Annotated in this window: 22 protein-coding genes, 2 tRNA genes and 1 pseudogene; 14 read left to right on the top strand and 11 right to left on the bottom strand. The window is 71.6% G+C overall.

The genetic code is table 11. From position 1 onward, the window contains the following. Positions 1-15 precede the first annotated feature (15 nt). The 4 genes from AB0L37_RS09270 (at position 16) to AB0L37_RS09255 (ending at position 2705) form a co-directional block, all read left to right on the top strand. Positions 16-1353 carry an AAA domain-containing protein gene (locus tag AB0L37_RS09270; RefSeq protein WP_365502009.1) on the top strand — a complete coding sequence of 446 codons (1338 nt, stop codon included), beginning with the start codon at positions 16-18 and terminating at the stop codon, positions 1351-1353. Between the two features lie 181 nt (positions 1354-1534). Further along, the gene (locus AB0L37_RS09265; protein ID WP_365502007.1) at positions 1535-1891 is read left to right on the top strand and encodes a hypothetical protein; all 357 of its coding nucleotides are present in this window, start codon (positions 1535-1537) and stop codon (positions 1889-1891) included. A 123-nt stretch (positions 1892-2014) separates the two neighbouring features. Beyond that, positions 2015-2641, top strand: a complete 627-nt coding sequence (locus AB0L37_RS09260; protein WP_365502005.1) for a bifunctional DNA primase/polymerase — start codon at positions 2015-2017, stop codon at positions 2639-2641. Then, positions 2632-2705: transfer RNA gene (locus AB0L37_RS09255), tRNA-Lys, on the top strand. Before AB0L37_RS09260 ends, AB0L37_RS09255 begins: the two co-directional genes overlap by 10 nt. A 326-nt stretch (positions 2706-3031) precedes the next feature. Here AB0L37_RS09255 and AB0L37_RS09250 read toward each other — a convergent pair. Then, positions 3032-4249, bottom strand: coding sequence for a M6 family metalloprotease domain-containing protein (locus AB0L37_RS09250; RefSeq protein ID WP_365502003.1), 1218 nt, complete (start codon positions 4247-4249; stop codon positions 3032-3034). A 359-nt stretch (positions 4250-4608) separates the two neighbouring features. Between AB0L37_RS09250 and AB0L37_RS09245 the strand changes: the two genes are divergently transcribed. Further along, the gene (locus tag AB0L37_RS09245; RefSeq protein WP_365502001.1) at positions 4609-6435 is read left to right on the top strand and encodes an EAL domain-containing protein; all 1827 of its coding nucleotides are present in this window, start codon (positions 4609-4611) and stop codon (positions 6433-6435) included. Positions 6436-6510: 75 nt separating this feature from the next. Here AB0L37_RS09245 and AB0L37_RS09240 read toward each other — a convergent pair. From AB0L37_RS09240 to AB0L37_RS09225, 4 genes and pseudogenes are all read right to left on the bottom strand, one after another. Continuing rightward, positions 6511-6750: pseudogene (locus AB0L37_RS09240) on the bottom strand (LysR substrate-binding domain-containing protein); the annotation flags it as partial. 181 nt (positions 6751-6931) lie between these two features. Then, positions 6932-8041, bottom strand: coding sequence for an LLM class flavin-dependent oxidoreductase (locus tag AB0L37_RS09235; protein ID WP_365501999.1), 1110 nt, complete (start codon positions 8039-8041; stop codon positions 6932-6934). 177 nt (positions 8042-8218) lie between these two features. Next, positions 8219-8950, bottom strand: coding sequence for a decarboxylase (locus tag AB0L37_RS09230; protein ID WP_365501997.1), 732 nt, complete (start codon positions 8948-8950; stop codon positions 8219-8221). A 3-nt stretch (positions 8951-8953) separates the two neighbouring features. Continuing rightward, positions 8954-9769 carry an aspartate/glutamate racemase family protein gene (locus tag AB0L37_RS09225; RefSeq protein ID WP_365501995.1) on the bottom strand — a complete coding sequence of 272 codons (816 nt, stop codon included), beginning with the start codon at positions 9767-9769 and terminating at the stop codon, positions 8954-8956. A gap of 175 nt (positions 9770-9944) precedes the next feature. Here AB0L37_RS09225 and AB0L37_RS09220 point away from each other — a divergent pair, with 175 nt between their 5' ends. Further along, positions 9945-10970 (top strand): D-2-hydroxyacid dehydrogenase, encoded by a 1026-nt coding sequence (locus AB0L37_RS09220; RefSeq protein ID WP_365502125.1) that lies wholly within the window; start codon positions 9945-9947, stop codon positions 10968-10970. Positions 10971-11003: 33 nt separating this feature from the next. Continuing rightward, complete coding sequence (locus AB0L37_RS09215) at positions 11004-12416, top strand: amidase (protein ID WP_365501993.1); 1413 nt, start codon at positions 11004-11006, stop codon at positions 12414-12416. A gap of 66 nt (positions 12417-12482) precedes the next feature. Here the strand turns inward: AB0L37_RS09215 and AB0L37_RS09210 are convergent, their stop codons facing one another. Next, positions 12483-13001 carry a DUF3830 family protein gene (locus tag AB0L37_RS09210; protein WP_365501991.1) on the bottom strand — a complete coding sequence of 173 codons (519 nt, stop codon included), beginning with the start codon at positions 12999-13001 and terminating at the stop codon, positions 12483-12485. A gap of 109 nt (positions 13002-13110) precedes the next feature. On the opposite strand from AB0L37_RS09210, the gene ehuB reads away from it, so the two are divergent. From ehuB to AB0L37_RS09175, 7 genes are all read left to right on the top strand, one after another. Further along, on the top strand, positions 13111-14016 hold the full coding sequence (ehuB, locus tag AB0L37_RS09205; RefSeq protein ID WP_365501989.1) for an ectoine/hydroxyectoine ABC transporter substrate-binding protein EhuB: 906 nt from the start codon (positions 13111-13113) through the stop codon (positions 14014-14016). Then, a complete protein-coding gene (ehuC, locus tag AB0L37_RS09200; protein WP_365501987.1) occupies positions 14013-14762 on the top strand; it encodes an ectoine/hydroxyectoine ABC transporter permease subunit EhuC in 750 nt (249 codons plus the stop codon). The genes ehuB and ehuC overlap by 4 nt, the downstream gene beginning before the upstream one ends. After that, positions 14759-15424, top strand: coding sequence for an ectoine/hydroxyectoine ABC transporter permease subunit EhuD (ehuD, locus tag AB0L37_RS09195; RefSeq protein ID WP_365501985.1), 666 nt, complete (start codon positions 14759-14761; stop codon positions 15422-15424). Before ehuC ends, ehuD begins: the two co-directional genes overlap by 4 nt. Further along, complete coding sequence (gene ehuA, locus AB0L37_RS09190) at positions 15414-16229, top strand: ectoine/hydroxyectoine ABC transporter ATP-binding protein EhuA (RefSeq protein WP_365501983.1); 816 nt, start codon at positions 15414-15416, stop codon at positions 16227-16229. The genes ehuD and ehuA overlap by 11 nt, the downstream gene beginning before the upstream one ends. Positions 16230-16401: 172 nt before the next feature. After that, on the top strand, positions 16402-17172 hold the full coding sequence (locus tag AB0L37_RS09185) for an IclR family transcriptional regulator C-terminal domain-containing protein (RefSeq protein ID WP_365501981.1): 771 nt from the start codon (positions 16402-16404) through the stop codon (positions 17170-17172). Positions 17173-17222: 50 nt separating this feature from the next. Further along, positions 17223-17296 (top strand) — tRNA-Lys (locus AB0L37_RS09180). Between the two features lie 383 nt (positions 17297-17679). Beyond that, positions 17680-18066, top strand: a complete 387-nt coding sequence (locus AB0L37_RS09175; protein WP_365501979.1) for a YrdB family protein — start codon at positions 17680-17682, stop codon at positions 18064-18066. Here AB0L37_RS09175 and AB0L37_RS09170 read toward each other — a convergent pair. The 5 genes from AB0L37_RS09170 to AB0L37_RS09150 all read right to left on the bottom strand — a co-directional run bounded on the left by AB0L37_RS09170 (position 18018) and on the right by AB0L37_RS09150 (position 23650). Beyond that, positions 18018-19712 carry a long-chain-fatty-acid--CoA ligase gene (locus AB0L37_RS09170; protein WP_365501977.1) on the bottom strand — a complete coding sequence of 565 codons (1695 nt, stop codon included), beginning with the start codon at positions 19710-19712 and terminating at the stop codon, positions 18018-18020. The two genes, AB0L37_RS09175 and AB0L37_RS09170, sit on opposite strands and share 49 nt — an antisense overlap. Before the next feature lie 48 nt (positions 19713-19760). Then, positions 19761-20195, bottom strand: a complete 435-nt coding sequence (locus tag AB0L37_RS09165; RefSeq protein ID WP_365501975.1) for a DUF3592 domain-containing protein — start codon at positions 20193-20195, stop codon at positions 19761-19763. A gap of 119 nt (positions 20196-20314) precedes the next feature. Then, positions 20315-20926, bottom strand: coding sequence for a lytic polysaccharide monooxygenase auxiliary activity family 9 protein (locus tag AB0L37_RS09160; RefSeq protein WP_365501973.1), 612 nt, complete (start codon positions 20924-20926; stop codon positions 20315-20317). A gap of 182 nt (positions 20927-21108) precedes the next feature. After that, positions 21109-22299, bottom strand: coding sequence for an SPFH domain-containing protein (locus AB0L37_RS09155; RefSeq protein WP_365501971.1), 1191 nt, complete (start codon positions 22297-22299; stop codon positions 21109-21111). 46 nt (positions 22300-22345) lie between these two features. Next, complete coding sequence (locus tag AB0L37_RS09150; RefSeq protein ID WP_365501969.1) at positions 22346-23650, bottom strand: peptidoglycan-binding protein; 1305 nt, start codon at positions 23648-23650, stop codon at positions 22346-22348. Positions 23651-23831 lie beyond the last annotated feature (181 nt).

Raw genomic sequence — 23831 nt, 5'->3', positions numbered from 1 at the left:
GTGGCGGAGCCTGCTGTGGCGACCGACGACTTGGCGCCCTCCGCGGCGGCGGGACGCGCCACCGACGCGATCCTGCACGACACACTGCACGGCACCGCGCGCGGCGTCGTCGTGGACTCGCCGCCGGGCGCAGGCAAGTCGACGCTCGTCGTGCGGGCCGCGCTCGAACTGGCCGAGGCGGGGCGGCCGTTGATGGTGGTCGCGCAGACGAACGCGCAGGTCGACGACCTCGTCCTGCGCCTTCACGAGAAGAATCCCGAGCTGCCCGTCGGGCGGCTGCACAGCAGCGACCCGGACGCGTACGACAAGGCGCTCGACGACCTGCCGAGCGTGCGGACGTCGACGAAAGCGGCCGACCTCGCGCCGCTGCCCGTCGTCATCTCGACGGCCGCGAAGTGGGCGCACGTGAAGAACGTGGAGCCGTGGCGGCACGCGATCGTCGACGAGGCGTACCAGATGCGTTCGGACGCGCTGCTCGCCGTGGCGGGGCTGTTCGAGCGGGCGCTGTTCGTGGGCGACCCGGGGCAGTTGGACCCGTTCGCGATCGTCGGCTCCGAGCAGTGGGCGGGGCTGTCGTACGACCCGTCGGCGTCGGCGGTCTCCACACTCCTGGCCCACAATCCGGAGCTGCCGCAGCACCGGCTGCCGGTGTCGTGGCGGCTTCCGGCGTCGGCGGCGCCGCTGGTGTCGGACGCGTTCTACCCGTTCACGCGGTTCCGCAGCGGCACGTCCGAGGGCGACCGCGAGCTGAACTTCCGTGTCCCGTCGGACGGTTCGGGCCCCGACCGGGTCATCGACGAGGCGGCGGCCGCGGGCTGGGGCCTGCTCGAACTGCCCCCGGCGCACACCCCGCGCACGGACCCGGAGGCCGTCCGCGCGGTGGCCCTCGTCGTACGGCGACTGCTCGACCGGGAGGGCGTGAGCCGCTCCGAGCGGGGCCCGGCGCAAGCCCCCCTGACAGCGGACCGGATCTGCGTCGGCACCGCGCACCGCGACCAGGCGGCGGCGGTCCGCGCGGCCCTCGCCGAGCTGGGCGTGCGGGACGTCACGGTCGACACGGCGAACCGTCTTCAGGGCCGCGAGTACGACGTCACGGTCGTCCTGCACCCGCTGTCCGGGCGCCCCGACGCGACGGCGTTCCATCTGGAGACGGGCCGCCTCTGCGTCCTGGCCTCCCGCCACCGGCACGCGTGCATCGTGGTGTGCCGGGCGGGCGTCTCGGACCTCCTGGACGAGCACCCGTCGACGGAGCCGGTGCAACTGGGGGTGACGGTGAAGTTCCCGGACGGCTGGGAGGCGAATCACGCGGTGCTCGCGCGGCTGGAACGGCATCGGGTGATCTGGCACCCCTGACCGCTCCTGCGCCGGCTGTCCGGCAGGCGACGAAGGCGTCCCCTCCCCCTCCGCCGGACGGAGGGTGGCGTGGGCGCCGTAGGCGATGAGGTGTGGGTCCGAGGCCCACTTGCGCACCGACGGACAATGGAAGGTGGCCCGCGCAGCGAGCGGGCCGCACCCGTACCGAGGAGGATCCACCATGGCGGAGCCCGAGCGGCCCCGTACCCCGCAGCCGCGGCTGCGGCCCGCCCCGCTGATCTTCGAGCCGGCCGAGGCCGCCGCAGATCCGGAGCACTTCTTCGACCTGGAGTCCATCGAGGACCCCCGCGAGCTGCTCGCCCGCGCCACGGAACTGACGCACGCGTTCCGCGCGGCGACCGACCGGTCCGTCGAGTTCCAGGCGATCGCGGCCGCCCAGCTCGCCGACCCGCGCCGCTTCGACCGGCTGACCACGGCCGACATCGCCGAGCGCGCCCAGTGGACCGAGGACTATGCCAAGAAGATGGTCGAGTTCGGCCGCGACCTGCTGCGCGGGGCCGCCGAACGCACCCCTTGATCATCCCCGTAAAGATCGTTTGGCATATGCCAGAGGGGCAAGATACTCCACCCCGCACCCTCCTGTCCCGATTTCCCGCAACCCTTTGGAGCTGACCCCTCACCCCCTGTAGATGTAGGGGTCATGAGCACTACGTACCCCCACGTCTCCCCGGCCGCCCCCATCCCCCACGACCGTTTCGACGTCTCCGGCGTCACGCCCGAGGGCGCCGCCTGGCTGGCCTCCGCAGGAACGTATCCGCGCTCCACGCTCGCCCACTGGGAGTCCCGCCCCACCGCGCCCGTGGTGCTGCCCTGCGGCTCGGTCTTCGACGTGGTGAACGTGCCCGCGATCTTCGGCCGCCGGATGTTAGACCGGCTCTGGGACGAGGGCCCCGGCACGGGACCCGTCGCCGCGCACCGGGGCCGCATGCTCCTGTTCTGCGCACCCGGCACCGCGCAGCGCCTCCCGTCGCTCCTGGAGTGGGAGGAGTGGGGCCCCGCGGTGCCGCCGCTGCTCTGCCACGGCAGCGGCGACGCGGTCACCGTGCCCGCCCCCATGACCGGCGCCGCCCCCCGCGCCGACCAGCACCTGGAGTCCCGCTGGGTGGTCGCCCCCGACACCCGCCGCCCCTGGCTGCCGGGCCCCGAGGTGCTCCTCTGGGCCTGCGTCCGGGCGGCCCGCGCGACGGCCGAGGCCGCCGTACGGATTTCGATTTTTCCTGCTGCCGATCAGGGTGCTAATGTCTACGACGTCAACCGGCGCCATTAGCTCAGTTGGTTAGAGCAGCGGACTCTTAATCCGCGTGTCCGGGGTTCGAGTCCCTGATGGCGCACCGAAGACGAAAGCCCTCCGCTACGGCGGGGGGCTTCTTCTTTGCCGCCACGCACCGGCGACACCAGCGCCCCGGCTGGGGGTCCGGGGGTTACCCCCGGCGGACACAGCATCCGCGTGTCCGGGGTTCGAGTCCCTGATCGCCCACCGAAGACGAAAGCTCCCCGCTACGGCGGGGGGCTTCTTCTTTGCCGCCACGCACCGGCGACACCAGCGCCCCGGCTGGGGGCCCGGGGGTCACCCCCGGCGGACACAGCATCCGCGTGTCCGGGGTTCGAGTCCCTGATCGCCCACCGAAGCGTGCTCGGCCAGGTGGGCCGGCGAGGGTCAGCCCGTCGTCACCTTGACCGTCCACGAACCCGAACCCGTGCGGTCCTCCACCTCGACGCGGACGTTCTCGCCGGGGACCGTGAAGCTCTCGCCGACGCCGACCGGGGCGTCGGCCAGCGGGGGGTAGACCGAGTCGCCGTAGCAGGCCTCGGTGTAGGGGTGGGCGTCGAGGACCTGGATGGGGCCGCCACCGGACGACGAGTCGCTGCGGACGCGGTACGCGAGGACGCCCTGCGTGCAGGTCGCCGCGTCGTTGCCGCCCGCGCCGCGCGCCTCCAGAGCGATGGCGCTGGCGGGGCCGGTGCGGACGACGGCGAGCTTGGTGCCGGCGCCCGTGCCGAACGGGGCGCCCGCCGCGTTCAGCGGCTCCAGGGTCAGCCGCGTCGACCCGGTCCGGGTCACGCACGCCACCTGCCGCGGATCGAGCCAGCCCAGCTTCCACTTGTGCCAGCCGAAGAAGTCCGGCGCCAGCCCGAACTGGCTGCCCATGACGTCCCAGTCCCCGACGTACGTGTCCCAGTCCCCCTTGCCGTCGGAGGGCCGGTGGTACAGGTCGGGCAGGTCGAAGACGTGGCCCGTCTCGTGCGCGAGGACGTTGCGGTCCGGCGGGTGCTGCTCGAAGACCGTGACGATCCGCCGGATGTCCACGCCGTCCGCCCGCATCGGCCGGTCGAAGTTGACGACTTTCGTCGCGTCCGAGTCGACCCCGGGCGCGTCCGGGTCGGCGACGAAGTAGACGACGTCGTACTTGCTGAAGTCCGTGTGCGGATCGGCGACCTTCAGGGCGTCGCGCAGATACGCGCTGCGGTGCGCCGCGCTCCAGTCACGCTGTATCTCGTACGAGGTCGAGTCGTTCGGCATCTCGATCCACGCGTGCTGCGGGTGCGGCACCAGGTGGAACTTGCCATACGACGCCCGGTCGAAGAAGCGGCTGGTGTCCGGGAAGTAGTCGGCCGCCAGTTCCTCCGGCGTCGTCAGCGGCGCCGAGTCGGGGAAGGAGAGGAAGACCATCACCGCGTTCAGGGTGTGCTGCGGACGCGGATAGGACGCGTTCCAGGTGTCCACGCCCTCGGAGTGGTGGGCCGGGGTGCGTTCCAGGGCGCAGGGGCCCGCGTACGGGGCGGCTGCCGCGGGACCCGCGACCAGACCTGTGGCGGCCAGGGCGGTGAGAGCGGTCAGCGCCGCCGCGGCTGCGCGCAGGCGGGGCCTCTCCACTCCCCCGGGTGGCTGCGGACGCGGCAAGTCGACCTCCGGGAGGGGAAAGCGGAACACCTCACCCAGAGTGTGGGGATTTGCTGTTGTTCGCCCTGTTTATCTGGCCCGGACGAGTGAGCGGGGGTCAAGGGAGCGGTCACAGACCGTCACAGGTGATCGAGGTAACGAAGAACCCAGACAGAGGGCGAGCAGAAACGATCTGTCGGGGCGGATGACGTCAATCCGGTGCGTGACCGGCCCGCGGACAAGGCTGGATGGCCGTCCGACCTGCCTCTATGATCGGCACACTTTCCTGCCGGGACCCGGCTGCACAAGATCACGCAACCAGACGTTTCTTCTTCGCACTGCGGGAGCGAGCGGTGAGCGCACAGCCCGATGGGCCCACGACCGCGACGGAGGCCTCTCCACCCGGCCCGCGCCTCGAACCCCTCACGGAGCGTGGCCGGCCGCAGTCACCGCTGCCCGCGTCCGCCGTTCGGGCCGCGTTCCTCGCCGCACCGCAGCCGCTGCTCGTCGTCGACCGCGCCGGAACGGTCGTCGACACCAACACCGCGGCCCGCACCCTGCTGCGCGGCGGCAGCGACGGCCACGAGCCGCTGACCGGACTGCCCGCCGCCGACCTGCTCGACCTCGTCTCCGACCCGCGCACCTGGCACGCCTACCGCGAGGTGCTGCGCGGCCGGCAGGCCCGGCTCAGCCGCACCCGCCGTCTCAAGCACGCGGCCGGCCACTCGGTGTGGACACGGGTCACGGTCTCCCCCGTACCGGACGCCGACGTCGTCCTGATCTCGCTCAGCGACATCAGCGCGCACCGCGAACTCCGGTCCCGGCTGCGGCACTTGCAGATGCACGACCCGGTGACGCGGCTGCCCAACCGCGCCCTGTTCTTCGAGCGGCTCAGCGCCGCGCTCGAAGCGGGGGCGTACGAGGGAACGGGCACGACCGGGCGGATCGGTCTGTGCTACCTCGACCTCGACGGGTTCAAGGCGGTCAACGACACCCTCGGCCACCACGTCGGCGACCGCCTCCTGACGGCCGTCGCCGAACGGCTCACGCGCTGCGCCGACCGGGCCAGGCAGGCCACCGGCGCCCCGCTGGTGGCGCGGCTCGGCGGGGACGAGTTCGCGCTGCTCGTGGAGGACTCGACGGGCACGGAGCAGGTGGCGGATCTCGCGGAGGCCGTGCTCAAGGCGCTCCAGGAGCCGTTCGACCTGAACGGGCAGCGGCTGTCGGTGTCGGCCTCCATCGGCGTCGTCGAACGGCATGTCGCGGGCACCACCAGCACGGGCCTGATGCAGGCCGCCGACACCACGCTGTACTGGGCCAAGGCCGACGGCAAGGCCCGCTGGACCCTCTTCGACCCGGAGCGCAACGCGCACCGCATGACCCGGCAGGCCCTCGCGTCGAGCCTGCGTCCGGCCGTCGAGCGGGGCGAATTCGTCCTGGACTACCAGCCGTTGGTGCGCCTTGAGGACGGCGGGGTACAGGGTGTCGAGGCACTGGTGCGCTGGCGGCACCCGCAGTTCGGGCTGCTGACGCCGAATCGGTTCATCGCGCTCGCCGAGGAGGACGGCTCCATCGTGCAGCTGGGGCGCTGGGTACTGCGGACCGCCTGCCGGCAGGCGCGGGAGTGGCAGGTGGCGCACCCCGGGGTGCCGCCGGTGTTCGTGAGCGTCAATGTGGCGGTGCGTCAGGTGTGGGACTCGGACCTGGTGGCGGATGTCGCGCAGATCCTGACGGAGACTCAACTCGCTCCCGGTCTCCTCCAATTGGAGCTGACGGAGTCTGCTGTCATGGGGTCGGCCGGGGGGCCGTTGCAGGCGTTGCAGGCGCTCAGCGACATGGGCGTACGGATCGCCATCGACGACTTCGGCACCGGGTACTCCAACCTCGCGTATCTGAGCCGGCTGCCGGTGTCGGTGCTGAAGCTGGACGGGGCGTTCGTGCGGGGGTTCCAGGACGGCGGGGAAGGCGGGGGCGCGCCCGCGGATCCGGCGGACGCGATGATCGTGGAGGCGTTGGTACGGCTCGCCCACCGGCTCGGGCTCACGGTGACCGCGGAGTGCGTGGAGACGGCGGAGCAGGCGGAGCGGTTGCGGGCGATCGGGTGCGACACGGGGCAGGGGTGGCTGTACTCGCGGCCGGTCGCGGCCGAGCGGATCTCTTCGCTGCTCGACCGTGGATAGGCAGCGGTCTTCTTCGCTGCTCGACCGTGGGTGGGCAGCGGACTGCGTCCGCTTGATCGCCCTGCGGGCTCGTCCTCAGACGCCGGACGGGCTGGATATGTCGCCGTCCGCGGCCACGGCAGTGCACGCTGCCACGAACTCCCGTACCTCGTCCGGCACTTGAGCTGTCCTCGGCCAGGCCACCGCCACCTCGCTCGGGCTCACTCCGCGCACCGGGCGGTAGACGACGTCGGGGCGCTGGTAGAAGCGGGCCGTGGCCTCGGGGGTGAGGGAGACGCCGTGGCCGTGGGCGATGGCGGTGAGCCACTCGCCGGGGTTCCACGCGACCGGAAACCTGCACGCGCTGCGCACCGGGATCCTGGGCGACGTCCTCTTCCGGGACCACCGCGCCCCGTACGTCACCGAGGTGCACCACTGCCGGTCCGCCGGCGGACCCGAGCGACGGCTCTACGAGGATGAAGGCGCCGCCCCTCAAGAGTGAGGGGCGGCGTTCGTGTCAGGCCGTGGGGAGGCCGTAGGCGTCGGCGATGAGTTCGTAGCTGCGCAGGCGGATGTCGCCGCTGTGGGCGTTGGCCGTGAGCATCAACTCGTCGGCGCCCGTGCGCTTCTGGAGGTCGTCGAGGCCGGAGCGGACCTCGTCGACGGCGCCGTGGATGACGTTCGAGTTCCAGGAGCGGATGAAGTCCTGCTCCATCTCGTTGAACACGTGCGCCTCGGCTTCCTCCGGGGTCGGGACCAGGCCCGGGCGGCCCGTGCGCAGGCGGACCATGTTGAGGGCGGCGGCCAGCACCTGGCGGCGGGCCTCGGTGCCGTCGTCGTCGGTGGCGAGTGCGGAGACGCCGATGAGGGCGTAGGGCTTGTCGAGCACCTCGGACGGCTGGAAGGACTCGCGGTACAGGTCGAGCGCCGGGATCGTGTTCTGCGCGGAGAAGTGGTGCGCGAAGGCGAACGGGAGGCCGAGGACTCCGGCCAGGCGGGCGCTGAAGCCGGACGAGCCGAGCAGCCAGATCGGCGGGCGGTGCGGGTCCTGGACGCCGCCGGGGGACGTGGCCTGCACGGGGCCGGGGACCGCGTGGATCCGGGCGTAGTGGTGGCCGTCCGGGAAGTCGTCGTCGAGGAAGCGGGTGAGTTCGGCGAGCTGCTGGGGGAAGTCGTCGGCGCCTTCGTTGAGGCGGTCGGTGCGGCGCAGGGCCGCGGCCGTGGCGCCGTCGGTGCCCGGGGCGCGGCCGAGGCCGAGGTCGACGCGGTGCGGGGCCATGGCTTCGAGCGTGCCGAACTGCTCCGCGATGACGAGCGGGGCGTGGTTCGGGAGCATGACGCCGCCGGAGCCGAGGCGGATGCGGTCGGTGTGGGCGGCGAGGTGGGCCAGGATCACGGCGGGGCTGCTCGATGCGACGCCGGGCATGGAGTGGTGCTCCGCGACCCAGTAGCGGTGGAAGCCGCGGCGTTCGGCGAGGCGGGCGATGTCGACGCTGGTGCGCAGCGCTTGGGTGGCGGTGCGGCCGGCGCCGACCGTGACCAGGTCCAGGACGGAGAGAGGTGTGGGGGCGGAACCGTGGGCGACGCCGCGGATCTCGTCTTGGCTCTCGTCGTGGTTGGCCGGCACGGGGTCCTCCTGGTGGCGTGGGTCTGGTGCAACCCCTTCGTAACGGAGGGCTGCTCCGTTTTATTCCGGCCGGGAGGGTGCGCGGCGTCGCGGGTCGACCGGCGGGCCGCGTCCCGGGCCCGACGGGAAGGGCGCCCGCCGCCCCGCCCCGGGACGGGCGCCGCCCCGCGCTCCGGGTCAGGCCTGGATCAAGGGCTGTTTCGTGAAGAGGGTGCCCAGGGTGGGGGCGTTGACTCGGCGGTCCACCAGGCGCAGGGCCTCCCAGACCGTGACCTGGTTGGCGGTGAGGACCGGCTTGCCGAGGGTCTGCTCCAGGTCCTTGACGTACGCCGCGGTGTGCAGTGCCGTGTCCGGCAGGAGCACCGCCTCCGCGTCGGGGTGGTCGCCGGCCCGGGCCATCGCAAGGACCTCGTCCCACCCCCAGGTGCCGACCTCCGCCGCGGTGATGATCCCGCTGCCGCGTACGGAGAGGACCTCCGCGCCGGACGCCTTGAGGAACGTGGCGAAGTGGGCGGCGACGTCCTCCGGGTAGGTCGCGGCGACGGCGACGCGCCGCACCCCGAGCTCCCGGATCGCGTGCGCGAACGCGAAGGACGTACTGGAGGCGGGGAGACCCGCGGCGCGGGCGAGGCCGCGGACCTGGTCGTGCGCGCCGTCCCAGCCGAAGACGAAGCTGCCGGACGTGCACGCCCAGACCACCGCCTCCGCACCGGACAGGCGCAGTTCCTCGACGCCCGCCGCGAGACGCTCGGGCGCGCCCATGCGCAGCAGCGCGTCGACCCGGTGCGCGTCCTCACCGATGTCCGTGTGGACGACGGGCAGGCGTACGTCGCTGTCGATCAGCATCTCGATGCGCGGGTAGTCGTCCTCGGCGGAGTGTCCGGGGTAGAGAAATCCGAGCGCGGTCATGCTCTATGCCCATCCTTCCTGGCCCTCCGGGAGTTCCGGGAGGCCTGGCAGCCCTGGCGTGCCTGGCAGGGGCCACTGGTGCCGCGCCGCCGGATCGAGGAGTGCTTGATAGGGCCCCACCGCACGCGTACCCAGTCGCGCGAGTGCTGCCCACATCGTGACCTGATTCGCCGAGATCACCGGCATCCGCAGCTCGGCCTCCAGTTGCGGGATGACGTCGTACGTCGGCAGGTTCGTACAGCTGATGAACAGCGCGTCGGCCGCGCCGCGCACCGCCTGCCGGGCCATCTCGGCGACGTCCCGGTACGGGACCTTCCAGATGTGCCGGGTCAGGCCGAGATACGCGCGCCCGGTGACGAGGATGCCCGCCTCGGCGAGGTACTCCTCCAGGGACTCGGTCACCGACCGGGTGTAGGGGGTGACCAGGGCGATGCGGCGCGCGCCCAGTTCGGCGAGGGCTTCGAGGAGCGCGCCCGACGTGGTGAGCGAGGGGAGTTCGCCCGAGCGGCGCATCGCCTCGCACATGGCGCGTTCACCGGCGATGCCGCCGACGAAACTGCCCGACGTGCAGGCGTAGGCGAGGACTTCCGGCTCGGCGGCGCCCAGTGCCCGTACGGCCTCGCCGAGCGTCTCGTGTTCGCTGACCAGGCGCGCCAGGTCGAGGCTGACCTCGACCGGGACGAACGGGGTGCGCGTGAGGTGGAGGGAGATCTCGTCGGGTACCCAGCGCCACAGTTCACGGTCGAGGGCGAAGTCGAACGGTGCGACGACGCCCACGCCGCGCTGCGGCTGCGGTCCCCCCAGGAAAGAGACGTCCATAGCAGGCCCCAAGTTCAGCTGACGTGACAGGTGCGGGGTGGTGCCCGGGTGATTCCGGAGCCGGCGAACCGCCGGGACGTCGGGACAGAAAGGGTCCGTGTCCGCACAGGAGAGGCGGCGCGGAGTACCCCTGTTGACGAAGGTAGGTTCAGGTGCCAGCGTGGTCAATCCGCGCATGTCAGAAGGGTTCCATCTGTCTACCCAGGAAAGCGGAGTTTCGTTGCGAAACGATGTCCCTGCCGTTCCGACCGTGCTCGTTCTGGACGCCGCCCCGTCCGAACCGCCACCGCGCCTCGGCAGCCTGACCGGCCGCGCCCGCGTCGTGCACGCGGCGGACGCCACCGAGCTGCGTGATCAACTCCCGTCCGCCGATGTGCTGTTGGTGTGGGACTTCCTGTCGGACGCCGTACGCGAGGCCTGGCCTGCGGCGGCCGGTGACGCGCGGCCGCGCTGGGTGCACACGGCGAGCGCGGGCGTGGACCGGCTGATGTTCCCCGAACTGATCGACTCCGACGCGCAGTTGACGAACGCTCGGGGCGTCTTCGACCTGCCGATCGCCGAGTACGTGGCCGCGCTCGTCCTCGCGATGGGCAAGGACCTGCCGCGTACCCTCGCCTTCCAGGCGGAGCGCACCTGGCGGCACCGCGAGTCGCAGCGCATCGCGGGGACACGGGCCTGTGTGGTCGGTTCGGGGCCCATCGGGCAGGCGATCGTCAAGCAGCTCAAGGCACTGGGGATCACGACGGCGCTCGTGGGGCGGCGGCCGCGGGCCGGGATCCACGGCCCCGACGACCTCGACCGGCTGCTCGCCCGCGCGGACTGGGTGGTGTGCGCGGCGCCGCTGACCGAGGACACGCGCGGCATGTTCGACGCGCGCCGGTTCGGCGTGATGCAGCCTGCGGCGCGCTTCATCAACGTGGGGCGTGGGCCGTTGGTGGTGGAGGCCGACCTGGTGGCAGCCCTGGAGAAACGGTGGATCGCGGGTGCCGCGCTCGATGTCTTCGAGCACGAGCCGCTGCCCGCCGACAGCCCGCTGTGGTCGGCGCCTGGGCTGCTCGTGTCGCCGCACATGAGTGGGGACACGGTGGGCTGGCGCGATGAACTGGGGCGCCAGTTCCTGGAGTTGTACGGGCGCTGGGAGAGCGGGCAGCCGCTGATGAATGTAGTGGACAAGAAACGTGGGTATGTCCCCGGGAACTGATCTTCCGGTACGACCGCAACCGTAGGAGAGCGGATGACGACCGAGCTCACCGGACTGACCGCGCAGGAACTCGTCGACGGCTACCGCAAGGGCGAGTTCAGCCCCGTCGACGCCACCCGGGCCGTCCTCGCCCGGATCGAGGAGACCGAACCCGCGCTGAACGCGTTCGTGCGGATCGACGCGGCGGGCGCCCTCGCCGAGGCGGAGGAGAGCGGCCGGCGCTGGCGGCGCGGGGAGCCGCAGGGCCTGGTCGACGGTGTGCCGGTGACGGTGAAGGACATCCTGTTGCAGCGCGGGGCGCCGACCCTGCGGGGCTCGAAGTCGTCGCGTACGGACGGGACATGGACGCAGGACGCGCCGTCCGTGGCCCGCCTTCGGGAGCACGGCGCGGTGTTCGTCGGGAAGACGACGACGCCCGAGTTCGGCTGGAAGGGCGTCACCGACTCGCCGCTGTCGGGCGCGACGCGCAATCCGTACGACACCTCGCGCACGTCCGGCGGCTCAAGTGGCGGGAGCGCGGCGGCCGTTGCCGTCGGGGCGGGGCCCTTGTCGCTGGGGACGGACGGCGGGGGTTCGGTCCGCATCCCGGCCGCGTTCTGCGGGATCTTCGGGCTGAAGCCGACGTACGGGCGGGTGCCGCTGTATCCGGCGTCGGCGTTCGGGACGCTGGCGCACGTGGGGCCGATGACGCGCACCGCGGCCGACGCGGCGCTGATGATGGACGTGATCTCGGGCCCCGATCCGCGCGACTGGTCCGGCCTCGCGCCCGCCGCCGGGAGTTTCCTGGACGGGCTGAGCGGCGGGGTGCGCGGGCTGCGGGTGGCGTTCTCGCCGTCGCTCGGCGGGCAGGTCGCGGTGCGGCCCGACGTCGCGGCGCGGGTGCGGGACGCGGTGTCGCGGCTCGCGGGGCTCGGGGCGTACGTGGAGGAGGTCGACCCCGACTTCACCGACCCCGTCGAGGCGTTCCACGCGCTGTGGTTCAGCGGGGCGGCGCGGGTGACGCAGCGGCTGTCGGCGGCGCAGCGGGAGTTGCTCGATCCGGGGCTGAAGGAGATCTGTGCGCAGGGGGCGCGGTACAGCGCGCTCGACTATCTGGCGGCGGTGGATGTGCGGATGGAGCTCGGGCGGCGGATGGGGGTCTTCCACTCGACGTACGACGTGCTGCTCACTCCGACGTTGCCGATCACGGCGTTCGAGGCCGGGGTGGAGGTGCCGCGTGGGTCTGGGCTGCGGCGGTGGACGGGGTGGACGCCGTTCACGTATCCGTTCAACATGACGCAGCAGCCGGCGGCGTCCGTGCCGGTGGGGGTGGATCGGGCCGGGTTGCCGGTGGGGTTGCAGGTGGTGGGGGCTCGGCATGCGGATGGGCTTGTTCTGCGGGTGGCGCATGCGCTGTACGAGGCGGGGGTGGCCGGGGCTTTGCCGGTCAGCGGCGCTGTCGCCTAGGTTGCGGGGCTCCGCCCCGGACCCCGCTCCTCAATCGCCGGAGGGGCTTGATTTGCCGGAGTCGCTCTAGATGCGACTGAACCCGAGCGTCTCCCCCACCGCCCCCGCCCGCCACAAGTCCTGGCAGGCCGTTGCCATGTCCTCCAGGCCCTCGACCACCTGGCCCCACACGATGCCCGGGACCCAGCCGACGTCTCCGTTGAGGAGGAGGTTGTTGCGCTCGTAGAAGAGGGCGAGGTCGATGACGGGGGCGCCGGCCGCGAGGGAGGCGCCGCTGCCGTAGCCGTACGACTGGGTGCCCAACTGCGTTCCGTTGAAGGAGAAATAGCAGAGGTCACCCGGAATGGGCGTCACCGTCGGATTCTCCAGCGGTGGCTCCTGTTCCGCGAATGCCGGGAACAGGGCGTAGATCTCGTTGCGGGCGTATTTGGCGTGGTACACGTCGGAGACGAGCGGGAGTGCGTCCCACACGGCGGCGCAGGTCAGCGGCGCGCGGTCGTCGAGGAGTTTCGCCGTACAGGAAACTCCCCTTTTGGCCAGGGTCACTTGGATGTACCGGTCCGGATTCGCAGCATTCGCAGCCATACGCTCCATGGTCGACCTCACCCACCCCTCCCGGTCAAGACCGCATCGCCCGTATCAAGGGCGGGAATTGATCGGCATAGGTTGAGTCGAGTCGGGTAGCCGCGCGCCCATGGCTCCACCAACTGAGATACGTACGCAGGAGACAGGACACCAACGATCCGTACGCAGACGCTCACTCCTCGTCGGCGCGGGCGCGCTCGGCGCGTTGGGCGCCCTGGGCGCCGCGGGCTGCAGCCGGGTCCCTGACGGTGACACGCTGGCCCGCCTCAAGGGGCAGGGCACGGTCCGTCTGGGCATCGCGGGAGAGGTCCCGTACGGGTACATCGACGACAGCGGGGAGTTCACCGGCGAGGCGGTCGAACTGGCCAAGGTCATCTTCAAACGGCTCGGAGTCGGCCATGTCCAGCCCGTGGCCACCGACTTCGCCTCCCTCATCCCCGGCCTGAACACGCAGCAGTTCGACGTCGTGTCCGCCGGGATGTACATCAACAAGGAGCGCTGCCAGCAGGTCATCTTCGCGGACCCCGAGTACCAGATGCTGGACTCGTTCATCGTCCGCAAGGGCAACCCGAAGAACCTGCACGACTACGCGGACTGCGTGAAGGCCAAGGCCAAGCTGGGCACCGGCACCGGGTACGCCGAGATCGGGTACGCCGTCGAGGCCGGGTACAAGGAGTCCGACATCGTGATCCTCCAGGATCAGGTCGCCGGTCTCAACGCGGTCGAGGCAGGCCGCATCGACGTCTTCGCCGGGACCGCGCTGACCACGCGCGAGGTCACCAAGAACAGCCGCAAGGCGGAGCACACCGAGCCGTTCGCCCCGCTGGTCGGCGGCAAGAAGCACGTCGACGGCGGCGGCTTCACCTTCCGGCCGACCGACACGACGCTGCGCGACGCCTTCAACGTCGAGATCCACAAGATGAAGAAGAGCGGCGAGCTGTTCCGGATTCTCCAGCCGTTCGGCTTCACCAAGGCGGAGATGACGACGCTGACCGCCAAGGAGCTGTGCCGATGACCTCCGGACTGTGGGAACACTGGGTACTGCCCGGCATCTGGATCACCATCCAGCTGACCGTGTACAGCGCCGCGCTGGCGACCGTCGTGGCGTTCGCCGCGGGTATGGCGCGCACGCACCGGCTGTGGATCGTACGGTTCGTCGCCGGCTTCTACACCGAGGTCTTCCGGGGCACGTCCGCCCTGGTCCTGATGTTCTGGATCTTCTTCGTCCTGCCGCAGCTCGCGGGCTGGTCGCTGGTCCCGATGTGGGCGGCCGTCCTCGCGCTCGGTCTGTCCTACGGGGCGTACGGCGCCGAGATCGTGCGCGGCGCCCTCAAGGCGGTGGCGCCCGCGCAGCGCGAAGCGGGGGTCGCGCTGAGCTTCACCCCGTGGCAGCGGATGCGGCTGATCCTGCTGCCGCAGGCCGTGCCGGAGATGATCCCGCCGTTCTCGAACCTGCTGATCGAGCTGCTCAAGGGCACCGCCCTGGTGTCGCTGCTCGGCATCGGTGACGTGTCGTTCGCCGCCAACCTGGTGCGGCTCGCGACGACGGAGAGCGCGGAGATCTACTCGCTCACGCTCGTCATCTACTTCGTGATCGCGTTCCTGCTCACGCGCGTGATGCGCGGTGTGGAGCGCAAGGCCAAGGCGGGCATCGGGCAGCGGCCCGCGCGCAGGAACGGAATCATGGGCAGCAAGCTCAACATGCGCCAGACGACGGACGTCTCCCAGGTCCCGGCGAGCTCGGGAGGTGGCGGCGCATGATCACCACCGCGTCCGGCTGGGACTGGAACGCCGTCTCGGACTTCATGCCGCACTTCTGGGACGGGCTGCTCGTCACGCTCCAGGCCCTCGTCCTCGGCTCGCTGATCTCGTTCAGCGTCGGCCTGGTGTGGGCCATCGCGTTCCGTGCGCCCACCCGTTTCGTCCGCTGGCCCGTCGGGCTCGTCACGGAGTTCATCCGTAACACCCCTCTCCTGGTCCAGCTCTTCTTCTTCTACTTCGTGCTGCCGGAGTGGGGCGTGCAGTTCTCGGCGCTGACCACCGGTGTCGTCGCGATCGGCCTGCACTACTCGACGTACACGGCGCAGGTGTACCGCGCCGGCATCGAGGCGGTCCCGGCCGGTCAGTGGGAGGCGGCCCGCGCGCTGAGCCTGCCGTACGGCAGGACGTGGACCGCGGTGATCCTGCCGCAGGCCATCCGCCGTGTGGTGCCCGCACTCGGCAACTACGTCGTGGCGATGCTGAAGGACACCCCGCTGCTCGCGGGGATCGGCGTCCTGGAGCTGTTGCAGCGCTCGCGCCTGCAAGCGGCCCAGACGTTCCAGTACACGGAGGCCCTCACGGTCGTCGGTGTCGCCTTCATCGTCATCTCGTACACCGCATCCCTTCTCCTGCGAACTCTGGAGCGCCGCCTTGTCCGCTGACACCAATCTCTCGAAGGACCAGCCCAACCCCAAGGTGGACGGCAGCGAGCTGATCCGCTTCGACAAGGTCGTGAAGCGGTTCGGCGGCAACACCGTCCTCGACGAGCTGGACTTCTCCGTCGCCTCCGGCAAGCACGTCACGCTGATCGGCCCGTCCGGCTCCGGCAAGACGACGATCCTGCGGCTCCTCATGACGCTGATCAAGCCCGACGAGGGCACCATCAGCGTCGGCGGGGAGTACCTGACCCACGAGCGGAAGAACGGCACGCTCGTACCGGCCGGCGAGAAGCACGTCCGCGAGGTCCGCAAGAACATCGGCATGGTGTTCCAGCAGTTCAACCTGTTCCCGAACATGAAGGTGCTGCGCAACATCATGGAGGCGCCGGTCACGGTGCTCGGGATGCCGAAGGACGAGGCGGAGCAGCGGGCGCGCGAGCTGCTCGACATGGTCGGCCTCGGGGACCGCTGCGACGCGTACCCGACGCAGCTCTCCGGCGGTCAGCAGCAGCGGGTCGCGATCGCGCGGGCCCTCGCCATGCGGCCGCAGGTGCTGCTCCTGGACGAGGTGACGTCGGCGCTCGACCCCGAGCTGGTGGCGGGCGTCCTCGACGTCCTGCGCGACATCGCGCACACCACGGACATCACCATGCTCTGTGTGACCCACGAGATGAATTTCGCCCGGGACATCTCGGACCAGGTGCTGATGTTCGACGCGGGGCGGGTCATCGAGTCGGGTTCGCCGGAGAAGATCTTCAACGACCCCGAGCACGATCGCACCCGGGAATTCCTGAGCGCGGTCCTGTGACCAGCCGCTCACGGAATGGGGCATGACTTTGGCATATGTCAGGGTGGCGCGTTCCTGCTGAGAGGCACGGGATGCGCCACCAATCTCCCCAACAGCCGCCCCTATTGGGTGTGTTGGCGGCTATCGTGGACGGAGCCCAGCTGTCCGGAACCGTTCCATGCAGGGGGATCCCGTGGCGCTGAAGCACGAGCCGAGCGCGTCGTCGTACCAACCGCACCAGTCGGTGCAGCACGCACTGCGTGTGCTGGAGACCGTCGCCCACCGGGGCGTCGGTGTCACCGACGTGGAGCTGGCGCGCGTCTGTGAACTGCCCGCGGACCAGCTGACCACACTGCTGCGCATGCTCCGGCGCGAGGGCTTCGTCCGGCAGACCGCCGACGGGGCGTACGTCACCGGCGAGACCCTGGACCGGCTCGGTTCCGCCGAGGGCCGCGAGGCCGCGCTCGCCGGTCAGCTCCAGCGGACGCTGGACGAGCTGCGGGACACGGTCGGCGCGGCGGTCTACATGAGCCGGTACGTCGACGGGGAGATCCGCGTCACCCAGTACGCGGCGGGACCCGAGACACCCGCGGTGAACGAGTGGGTGGACTTCCGCTCCTCGGCCCACGCCAGCGCGATCGGCAAGAGCCTCCTCGGCCAGCTCGATCTGAACGGGCGGCGCGACCACCTCTCCCGGCACAAGATGGCCCGCCTCACCTCGCGCACCATCACGAACGAGAAGGTCCTCCTGTCCCGCCTCGCCGCCCAGCCGCCGACGGTCCCCGTCCTCGACCTCCAGGAGTACGCGGTCGGCACGGTCTGCGCGGCGGTGCCGATCACCGCCGGCGCCACGGTCGGCTGCCTGGCCCTCTCCCTCCCGCTCGAACACGCCCACCGCCTCCACCACGCGGCGGACCGCCTGAACAGGGGCGCGGCCCCGGTCCTGCTGTCCCTGGCGATCTGAGGCTGGTCAAAAGCACCCCCTGGGACCAGGTACGATTTACGAGTCAGCAGGCGCCGCTAGCTCAGTTGGTTAGAGCAGCTGACTCTTAATCAGCGGGTCCGGGGTTCGAGTCCCTGGCGGCGCACAGACAGTCGAAGGCCCTCCGTTCGCGCGGGGGGCCTTCGTCGTGCAGACAGCACACTTCGCGGGACGCCGGCCGTCGTGTCGGCTGGGGGTCCGGGGGTCATCCCCCGGGAGATGCAGCATCAGCGGGTCCGGGGTTCGAGTCCCTGGCGGCGCACAGACAGTCGAAGGCCCTCCGAGCAATCGGGGGGCCTTCGTCGTTACTTGCGGGGGCTCCGCCACCCGCACCCCCGTGGCCGCACGCCCCCCTGCTGGCAAAGGCGTGCCGCCACCCCACCCCCGCGGCCGCAGGCCCCCCTGCCGGCAAAGGCTGGACACCAGTCCCGGCGGAGCGACACGATGTGCCGTCGGTTGCGTGGGTCTCAGGGGGAGTGTGCGAACGGGATGGACGCGTCCAAGGGGCTGGGGTTCCACCCCGCTGTGCTCGGTCTGCGGTTCGCGCTGGAGCTGGTGGCGCTCGCCTGCTTCGGTTACTGGGCGTGGCGGACCGCCCCCGGTGCGTTCCGGTACGTCGCCGTGGTCGCGGCGCCGCTCGTGGTGACCGTCGCCTGGGGTGTGTTCGCCACCCCCGGTGACAAGTCCCGCAGCGGCGACACCGTCGTCGCCACGCCCGGAGCCCTGCGGCTCCTCCTGGAGCTCGCGGTCTTCTTCGGCGGCGCGGCCGTGCTCTACGCGGCCGGGGCGCACCCGACGGCCGCCGCCCTCGCCGTGGTCCTGATCGTCTACCACGCCGCGTCCTTCGACCGGATCGCCTGGCTGCTGCGCCACTGAGGCCCGCCCCGCTCCTCGAACTCCTTGAGCAGCAGGCCGAGTCGGTCGTCCCCGAGCTGCCGGTACGCCGCTTCCCCGGGCGGCCGCCACCACACCTCGCCGCCGCTCCAGAACCCCTCGCGCCGCAGCTCGCCCCGCCGCACCTTGTTCGTCGCGGTCACCGGCATCCGGCCCACGACCCGGACGAACCGAGGCGCCATCTTCGTCCCCAAGTCGGGCTGCCCCAGCAGGAATTCACCGAAGGCGAGCGGGTCGAAGGTGCTCCCCTCGCGCAGTGCGACGGTCGCCATCACCTGGTCCCCCGCGACCGGGTCGGGCACCCCGTACACGGCGACGGCGGTGGCTTCGGGCCACCGGGCGAGGATGTTCTCGATCATCGCGGGGGCGAGGTTCTCGCTGTCGACGCGGATCTTGTCGTCGCCGCGCCCCGCGAAGTACAGGAACCCCTCGGCGTCCCGGTAGAAGAGGTCGCCGGTCCAGTACCAGCCGTCCTCCCGCACCCGCTCGGCGTACGCCTCCTCGTTGCGCCAGTACCCCTCGAAGGGCGAGCGCCCGCGGTTGACCAACTCCCCTATCGCGACACCGCCGTTCACGAGCCGCCCGCCCCCGTCGAACACGGCGGGCGGGCACTCCTGCCGGGTCCGCGGATCGAGCACCACCAGGTCATCGCCGGGCGCGGAACGGCCGATCGCCCCGGCCGGGGTGTCCGCCGTGCGCGTCACCGCGGCGCCGCCCTCGGACGACCCGTACCCCTCGACGAGCCGCACCCCGAACCGCTCCTCGAACCGCGCCGCGTCCACCGCCCCGGCCTCCGTGCCGAAGCCGACCCGCAGCGGATTGTCCCGGTCGTCGGGCCGCTGCGGAGTGGCCAGTACGTAGCTGACGGCGCGCCCCACATACGTGAAGTACGTCGCCCCGAACTTCCGTACGTCGTCCAGGAATCGGGACGCCGAGAAGCGCCGCCTGAGCGCCACACCCGCGCCCGCCGCCATCGCGGGCGCCCAGTCGGCGATGACCGCGTTGCCGTGGAAGAGCGGCATGCATATGTAGTGCACGTCGTCCGGCCGCACCCCGAACGTGCCGACCAGCGACCGTCCGGCCGCGGCGAGCCGCCCCTGCGTGCACACGGCTGCCTTGGGCGCGCCGGTGGACCCGGAGGTGAAGTAGAGCAGCATGCGCGTACGGGGCGAGACACCCGCGGCGATCTCCGGTTCCGCTCCCGCGTACGGGGCCAGCAGTTCGGCGTACGCCCCGGTGTCGGTCACCAGGACGCGCACGCCGGGCAGCTCCAGTCCGTCGAGCAGCGGCAGGTGCGCCCGCTCGGTGACCAGGACGCGGCACTCGGTGTGGGTGATGTCGCGGGCGAGTTCGGCGCCGCGCCGGGTCGGGTTGATCCCGGCCACGGCGGCTCCGGCGAGCGCGGCGGCCCCCAACCACTGGGGAAACTCGGGGGTGTTGTCGAGCAGCACGCCGATGTGCGGCTCGGCGCCCCGGGGCAGCAGGTCGCCGAGGAGCGCGGCCCGCGCCGCCGCGCCGGCCGCGACCTCGTGATGGCTGAGAACCTGGTCCTCGTAGGCGAGTCCCGGCCGGTGGTCGCCCCACCGCGCCCGGACGAGTTCCGCGAAGGTGCCGGTGATGGATCCCATGGCCGCGCACCATAATTGACGTTCCGTCAGATGTGGAGGGCGAGCGGCTCAGAAGCCGTCGCTCGGCAGGCTGCTCACGAAGTAGACGCAGAAGGCCAGCATCAGCGCCACGAACCCGAGCAGGAAGACCGTCCCCGCGGCGTTCGCGAACGGCCGCGGCGGGCCGGCCGTGGCCCGCTCGGGGTGCGCGGCCGTGTAGTGCACGACGACCACGTCGCCCTGGACGACCGTGGCGGGCCCGTTGGCCTCGTCGAAGCGGACGGTGCGGCCCTCGGGCGTCGTGAACTCGAAGACGTGGTGCTGCGTCGTGGTCGGGCGTTCGCCGCCGCTGACGCTCGTGTACGTCCGCAGGCAGCGCGCCTCGGCGGTGAGCCCGCTGCGCCACGCGGCGCGCAGCTGGAACGCGCGGCCGAGCACCCGGTAGCCGATCGCCAGGGCCACGGCCGCGATGATCCCCGGAATCACGTAGAACATGAAGTCCATGACAGTCCCCCGTACTTGTACTCCCCCGCACGCCGCACCACGATCGGCACGGCGTGCAGGGAACGTACCCGCGCGGGACCCGAAAGAGCCTCAAGCCAAGCTCAGAACGCTCGGCACGCTCAGAATGTGACGTCCGAGCAGGCGTAGAACGCGTTCGCCGTGTCCGCGATCGTCCACACCGCGAGGATCACGTGGTGGCCGGACTTGCCGGACGGCAGCGTTCCGGAGTGCGAGAGCGTGGCCGGGGGCTGCCCGCTGAAGGGCACCGTGAGGAACGGGGTGGTGTTCAGGGCCGCCCGGGTCAGCGGCTTGCTGTCGTCCCAGCCGTCCTTGGTGACGTAGTAGCGGAAGTCCGTGGTGGAGTGCCGCGCGGTGAACTGCCACTGGAACGTGTAGCTCTGACCGCCCGTCACCTTGGTGGTGGGCCAGGCGGTGCCGTTGGGCTGCTTGGGGCTGTTGAGCGCGGCGAACTCGCCGTGGTTGGCCGAGCAGATCTGCCCGTCGGCGGGGCCGGCCGCCGGGAACCCCTTGGGGCCCTCGACGCTCTGCGGCTCCCACTGGATGTTGCCGCAGCCGGTGACGGTGCCGTTGGCGCAGAGTTTCTGCCTGCTGATGGGCAGATCGGTGTAGCCGTGCCCGCTCGCGCCGCCGGCCGAGAGCGCGAACGCCCCGGCGGTGGTCAGCCCGAGCAGGGCCGCGTACGTCCTGGTACGCGCAGAGGTTTTCCGCATGCTGCCGCTCCTGGGGGTGTGGGGAGTTCCGGAAGCCGTGCGCACAGCGATGGTTCAGGTCTAGACCAAGCAACGCCCAATGTAGGGACGGAACTTGAGCATGTCCATACCAATCACGGTCTTGCGGAAAGCCGCGCTCCCCTGGAAGACCCAGAAGCCCTAGAAGACCTGGAAGAACCGCGTCACTCCCCCCGCCCCGTGTAGAACGCCACCGTCAGATCCTTCACGAGCGCCTTGCGCTCGTAGTCGTCCAGCTCCACCAGACCCCGCGTGGTCAGCCGCGTCACCGTGTCCTCCACGGAGTCCACGACCGACGTCAGGACGCTGTCGCGGTGCTGTGCGTCCAGCGCCGCGATCCGGCGCCGCTGCATCGCGGCCGCCACCTCGGGCGCGTACTCGATCCGCGTGGGCTGCGCCGAGAAGACCTCGATGCCGACCGGCTCCGCGTCGGCGGCCAGCTTGCGCGTGAGCAGGTCGCCGACGGCCTCGGCGTTGCGCAGCGTCGGGGCGTCCGTGTGGAAGGCGTCGGCGGGCAGCTGGGACAGCACCCGCGCCAGGTCCGCCTCGACGCACTCGCGCAGGTACTCCTCGTGGTCCTCGACCCCGAGCGTCGCCCGCGCCGCGTCCTTGACCCGCCACACGACGAGGACGACGACGCGCAGCGCGACCCCGTTCGCGTCGACCGCGGGCATCGGCTCGCTGCGCCAGTGCCGCAGCCGTACGTCGACCCGGCGGCGCAGCAGCAGCGGGTTCACCCACAGCAGCCCGGACTTGCGCACGCTGCCCCGGTAGCGGCCGAAGAGGGTGAGCACCCAGGCCCGCCCGGTGTGCCCGCGCGCCAGGCCGCCGAACCCGAACAGCGCGAGCATGCCGGACCCGGCGGCCGCCGCCCACTGCGCGGGGCCGAGCCCGACCCCCTCGTACCCGGACAGCCCGGCGATCTCCGTCATGATCTGCGGCAGGGCCCCGGCCCAGCCCACGGAGGCGACGGCGCCCGCCGCGCCCACCGCGCCGCCCAGCAGCCCGAACACCCCGGGCAGCGCCCGGCCCGGCCGCTCCTTCACCTCCGGGTCGACGGACGGCACGGGGCGCGGCGGTGTCCGCAGATGCGGGCGCGGCGGGGTGGGCCGGCCGCCGCCGGTGCCGGTGCCGACCACGGCCGGCCGCACGGGGACCGGCACCGGGTCCGGGTCGTCCCGGAACAGCAGGTGGACGGGGATCTCGGTGGTCGCCTCGTTGTGGATGAGCCGGGCGCCGCGGCCACCTCCCCGGTCTCCGCCCGCCTCGGCGCGGCCGTCCGCCGCCCGGTCGCCGTCCGTCACGGCCGCCGGGCGGCGCACGGCCCGCTCCGGCTGCTCCGCCGTCGTACTCATCCATGCCTCCGTACTGAGATGCCGGCCACAGGAACAGGAACGGTCCTCACGAGAAGAGCCGCCGCCAGGTCTCGGGCCCCGGATATCCGTCGGCCGCCGCGCCCCGCCAGCCCTGGGCCCGCTGGAACGCCTCGACGGCCCGCCGGTCCGCCTCGCCCCAGCGCGGTCCGGGGCCCTGGGTGTAGTACTTGCCAAAACCTTTCTTCACGAGCTGCTCGCCGAGCTGGGTGACCGCCGTGCTGCTCGATCCGGGCCGGAACGTCGCGGTGCCCGGGAAGGCCGGAACCTTCACCGCCGAGCCGCCGCCGCTCCCGCTCCCGCCCGCGCCGGCGCCCGGGATGTCCTTGCCCTTCCCGTTCACCAGGTACGACCACGTCGTCGGACCGGGCAGCCCGTCCGCGTCCCCGCCGCTCCAGCCCTGCGCCTTCTGGAACGCCTGCGTCGCCCTGCGGTCGGCGTCGCCCCAGCGCGGGCCCGGGCCCTGGCTGTAGAACCGCTTGCCGCCGCGTTCCACGAGCAGCCGCCCGAGCTGGGTGACGTACGCGTTGTTCGCCCCCGGCCCGAAGGACCCGGCCCCCGGGTACCGGGTCGTCGACGACCCGGACCCCGACGTGCCGCCCGCCTTCACGCCCTTGTAGCGGTAGGCGAGATAGCGGTCCGAGTTCTTCCAGTACGCGTACGGGGTGGCCTGCTTCCTCGTCCCCGGCCGCGTCTGCTCGTACGCGATGTAGTACGTCCGCGTGTAGTCGGTCCAGCCGCCGAAGATCGTGACGTGCGAGCCCTTCTCCGGGTCGGCGGGGTTGTGGAAGAGCAGGATGTCGCCGGGCTGCAACTGCGCCTTCGTGATCCGGGTGCCGTACGTCGCCAGGCTGCCGGTCCACTCGTTCCCCGGCAGGTCCCATGCCATCGACACGAACCCCGAGCAGTCCTGCCGGTACCCGTCCTTCCAGTACTTGTCCATGTCGTACGGGACCTTCGCCGCGACCCACGTCTTGGCCCGGTTGATGATCGCGGCCCGGGTCGTGGTGCGCAGCGCGCTCTGCTGCGCCAGGTCGACCGAGCCTGCCGCGACGCCGGGCGCGCCGTGCAGCGGGCTGGTTCCGCCCTGGGGGGTGTCGGGGCGGCCGTCCGGGGTCGGGTCGCCCGGTCTGGCCTCGTGATGTTCGGACGCAGTGGCCGGGGTCGCCTGGATGCCGCCGATGACGGTGCCGGCCGCTGCCGCGATCACCAGCGCGTGCCGGGCGCCGACCTTGGTACGCACGGGGTGCGGGACGGAACGCCGCCACTGGACGCAGCCCGCGCAACCGCAGTCGCCCGCCGGGTCGACGTCCTCGAAAACCGGAGCATCCATGCGATTCCCCTCACACTCTTGTGCCGGCCGTTGGACTAATGAGCCTCGTGTTCGCACGCAGGCAGCGTCTCAACTGTCCCGGCAAATCGCATGTTGACGGTCCGACTGATGGAAATCCCCACAAATCGCCCACGACTCCGGCGCGCCTGGTGGTCAGGAGCACCCTCAGGGGTCGGGTAAA

This window comes from Streptomyces sp. NPDC052225, assembly GCF_040679615.1.
GTDB lineage: Bacteria > Actinomycetota > Actinomycetes > Streptomycetales > Streptomycetaceae > Streptomyces.
Note: the sequence above shows the minus strand (reverse complement) of the source record. Positions and strands in the feature narration are given on the sequence as shown.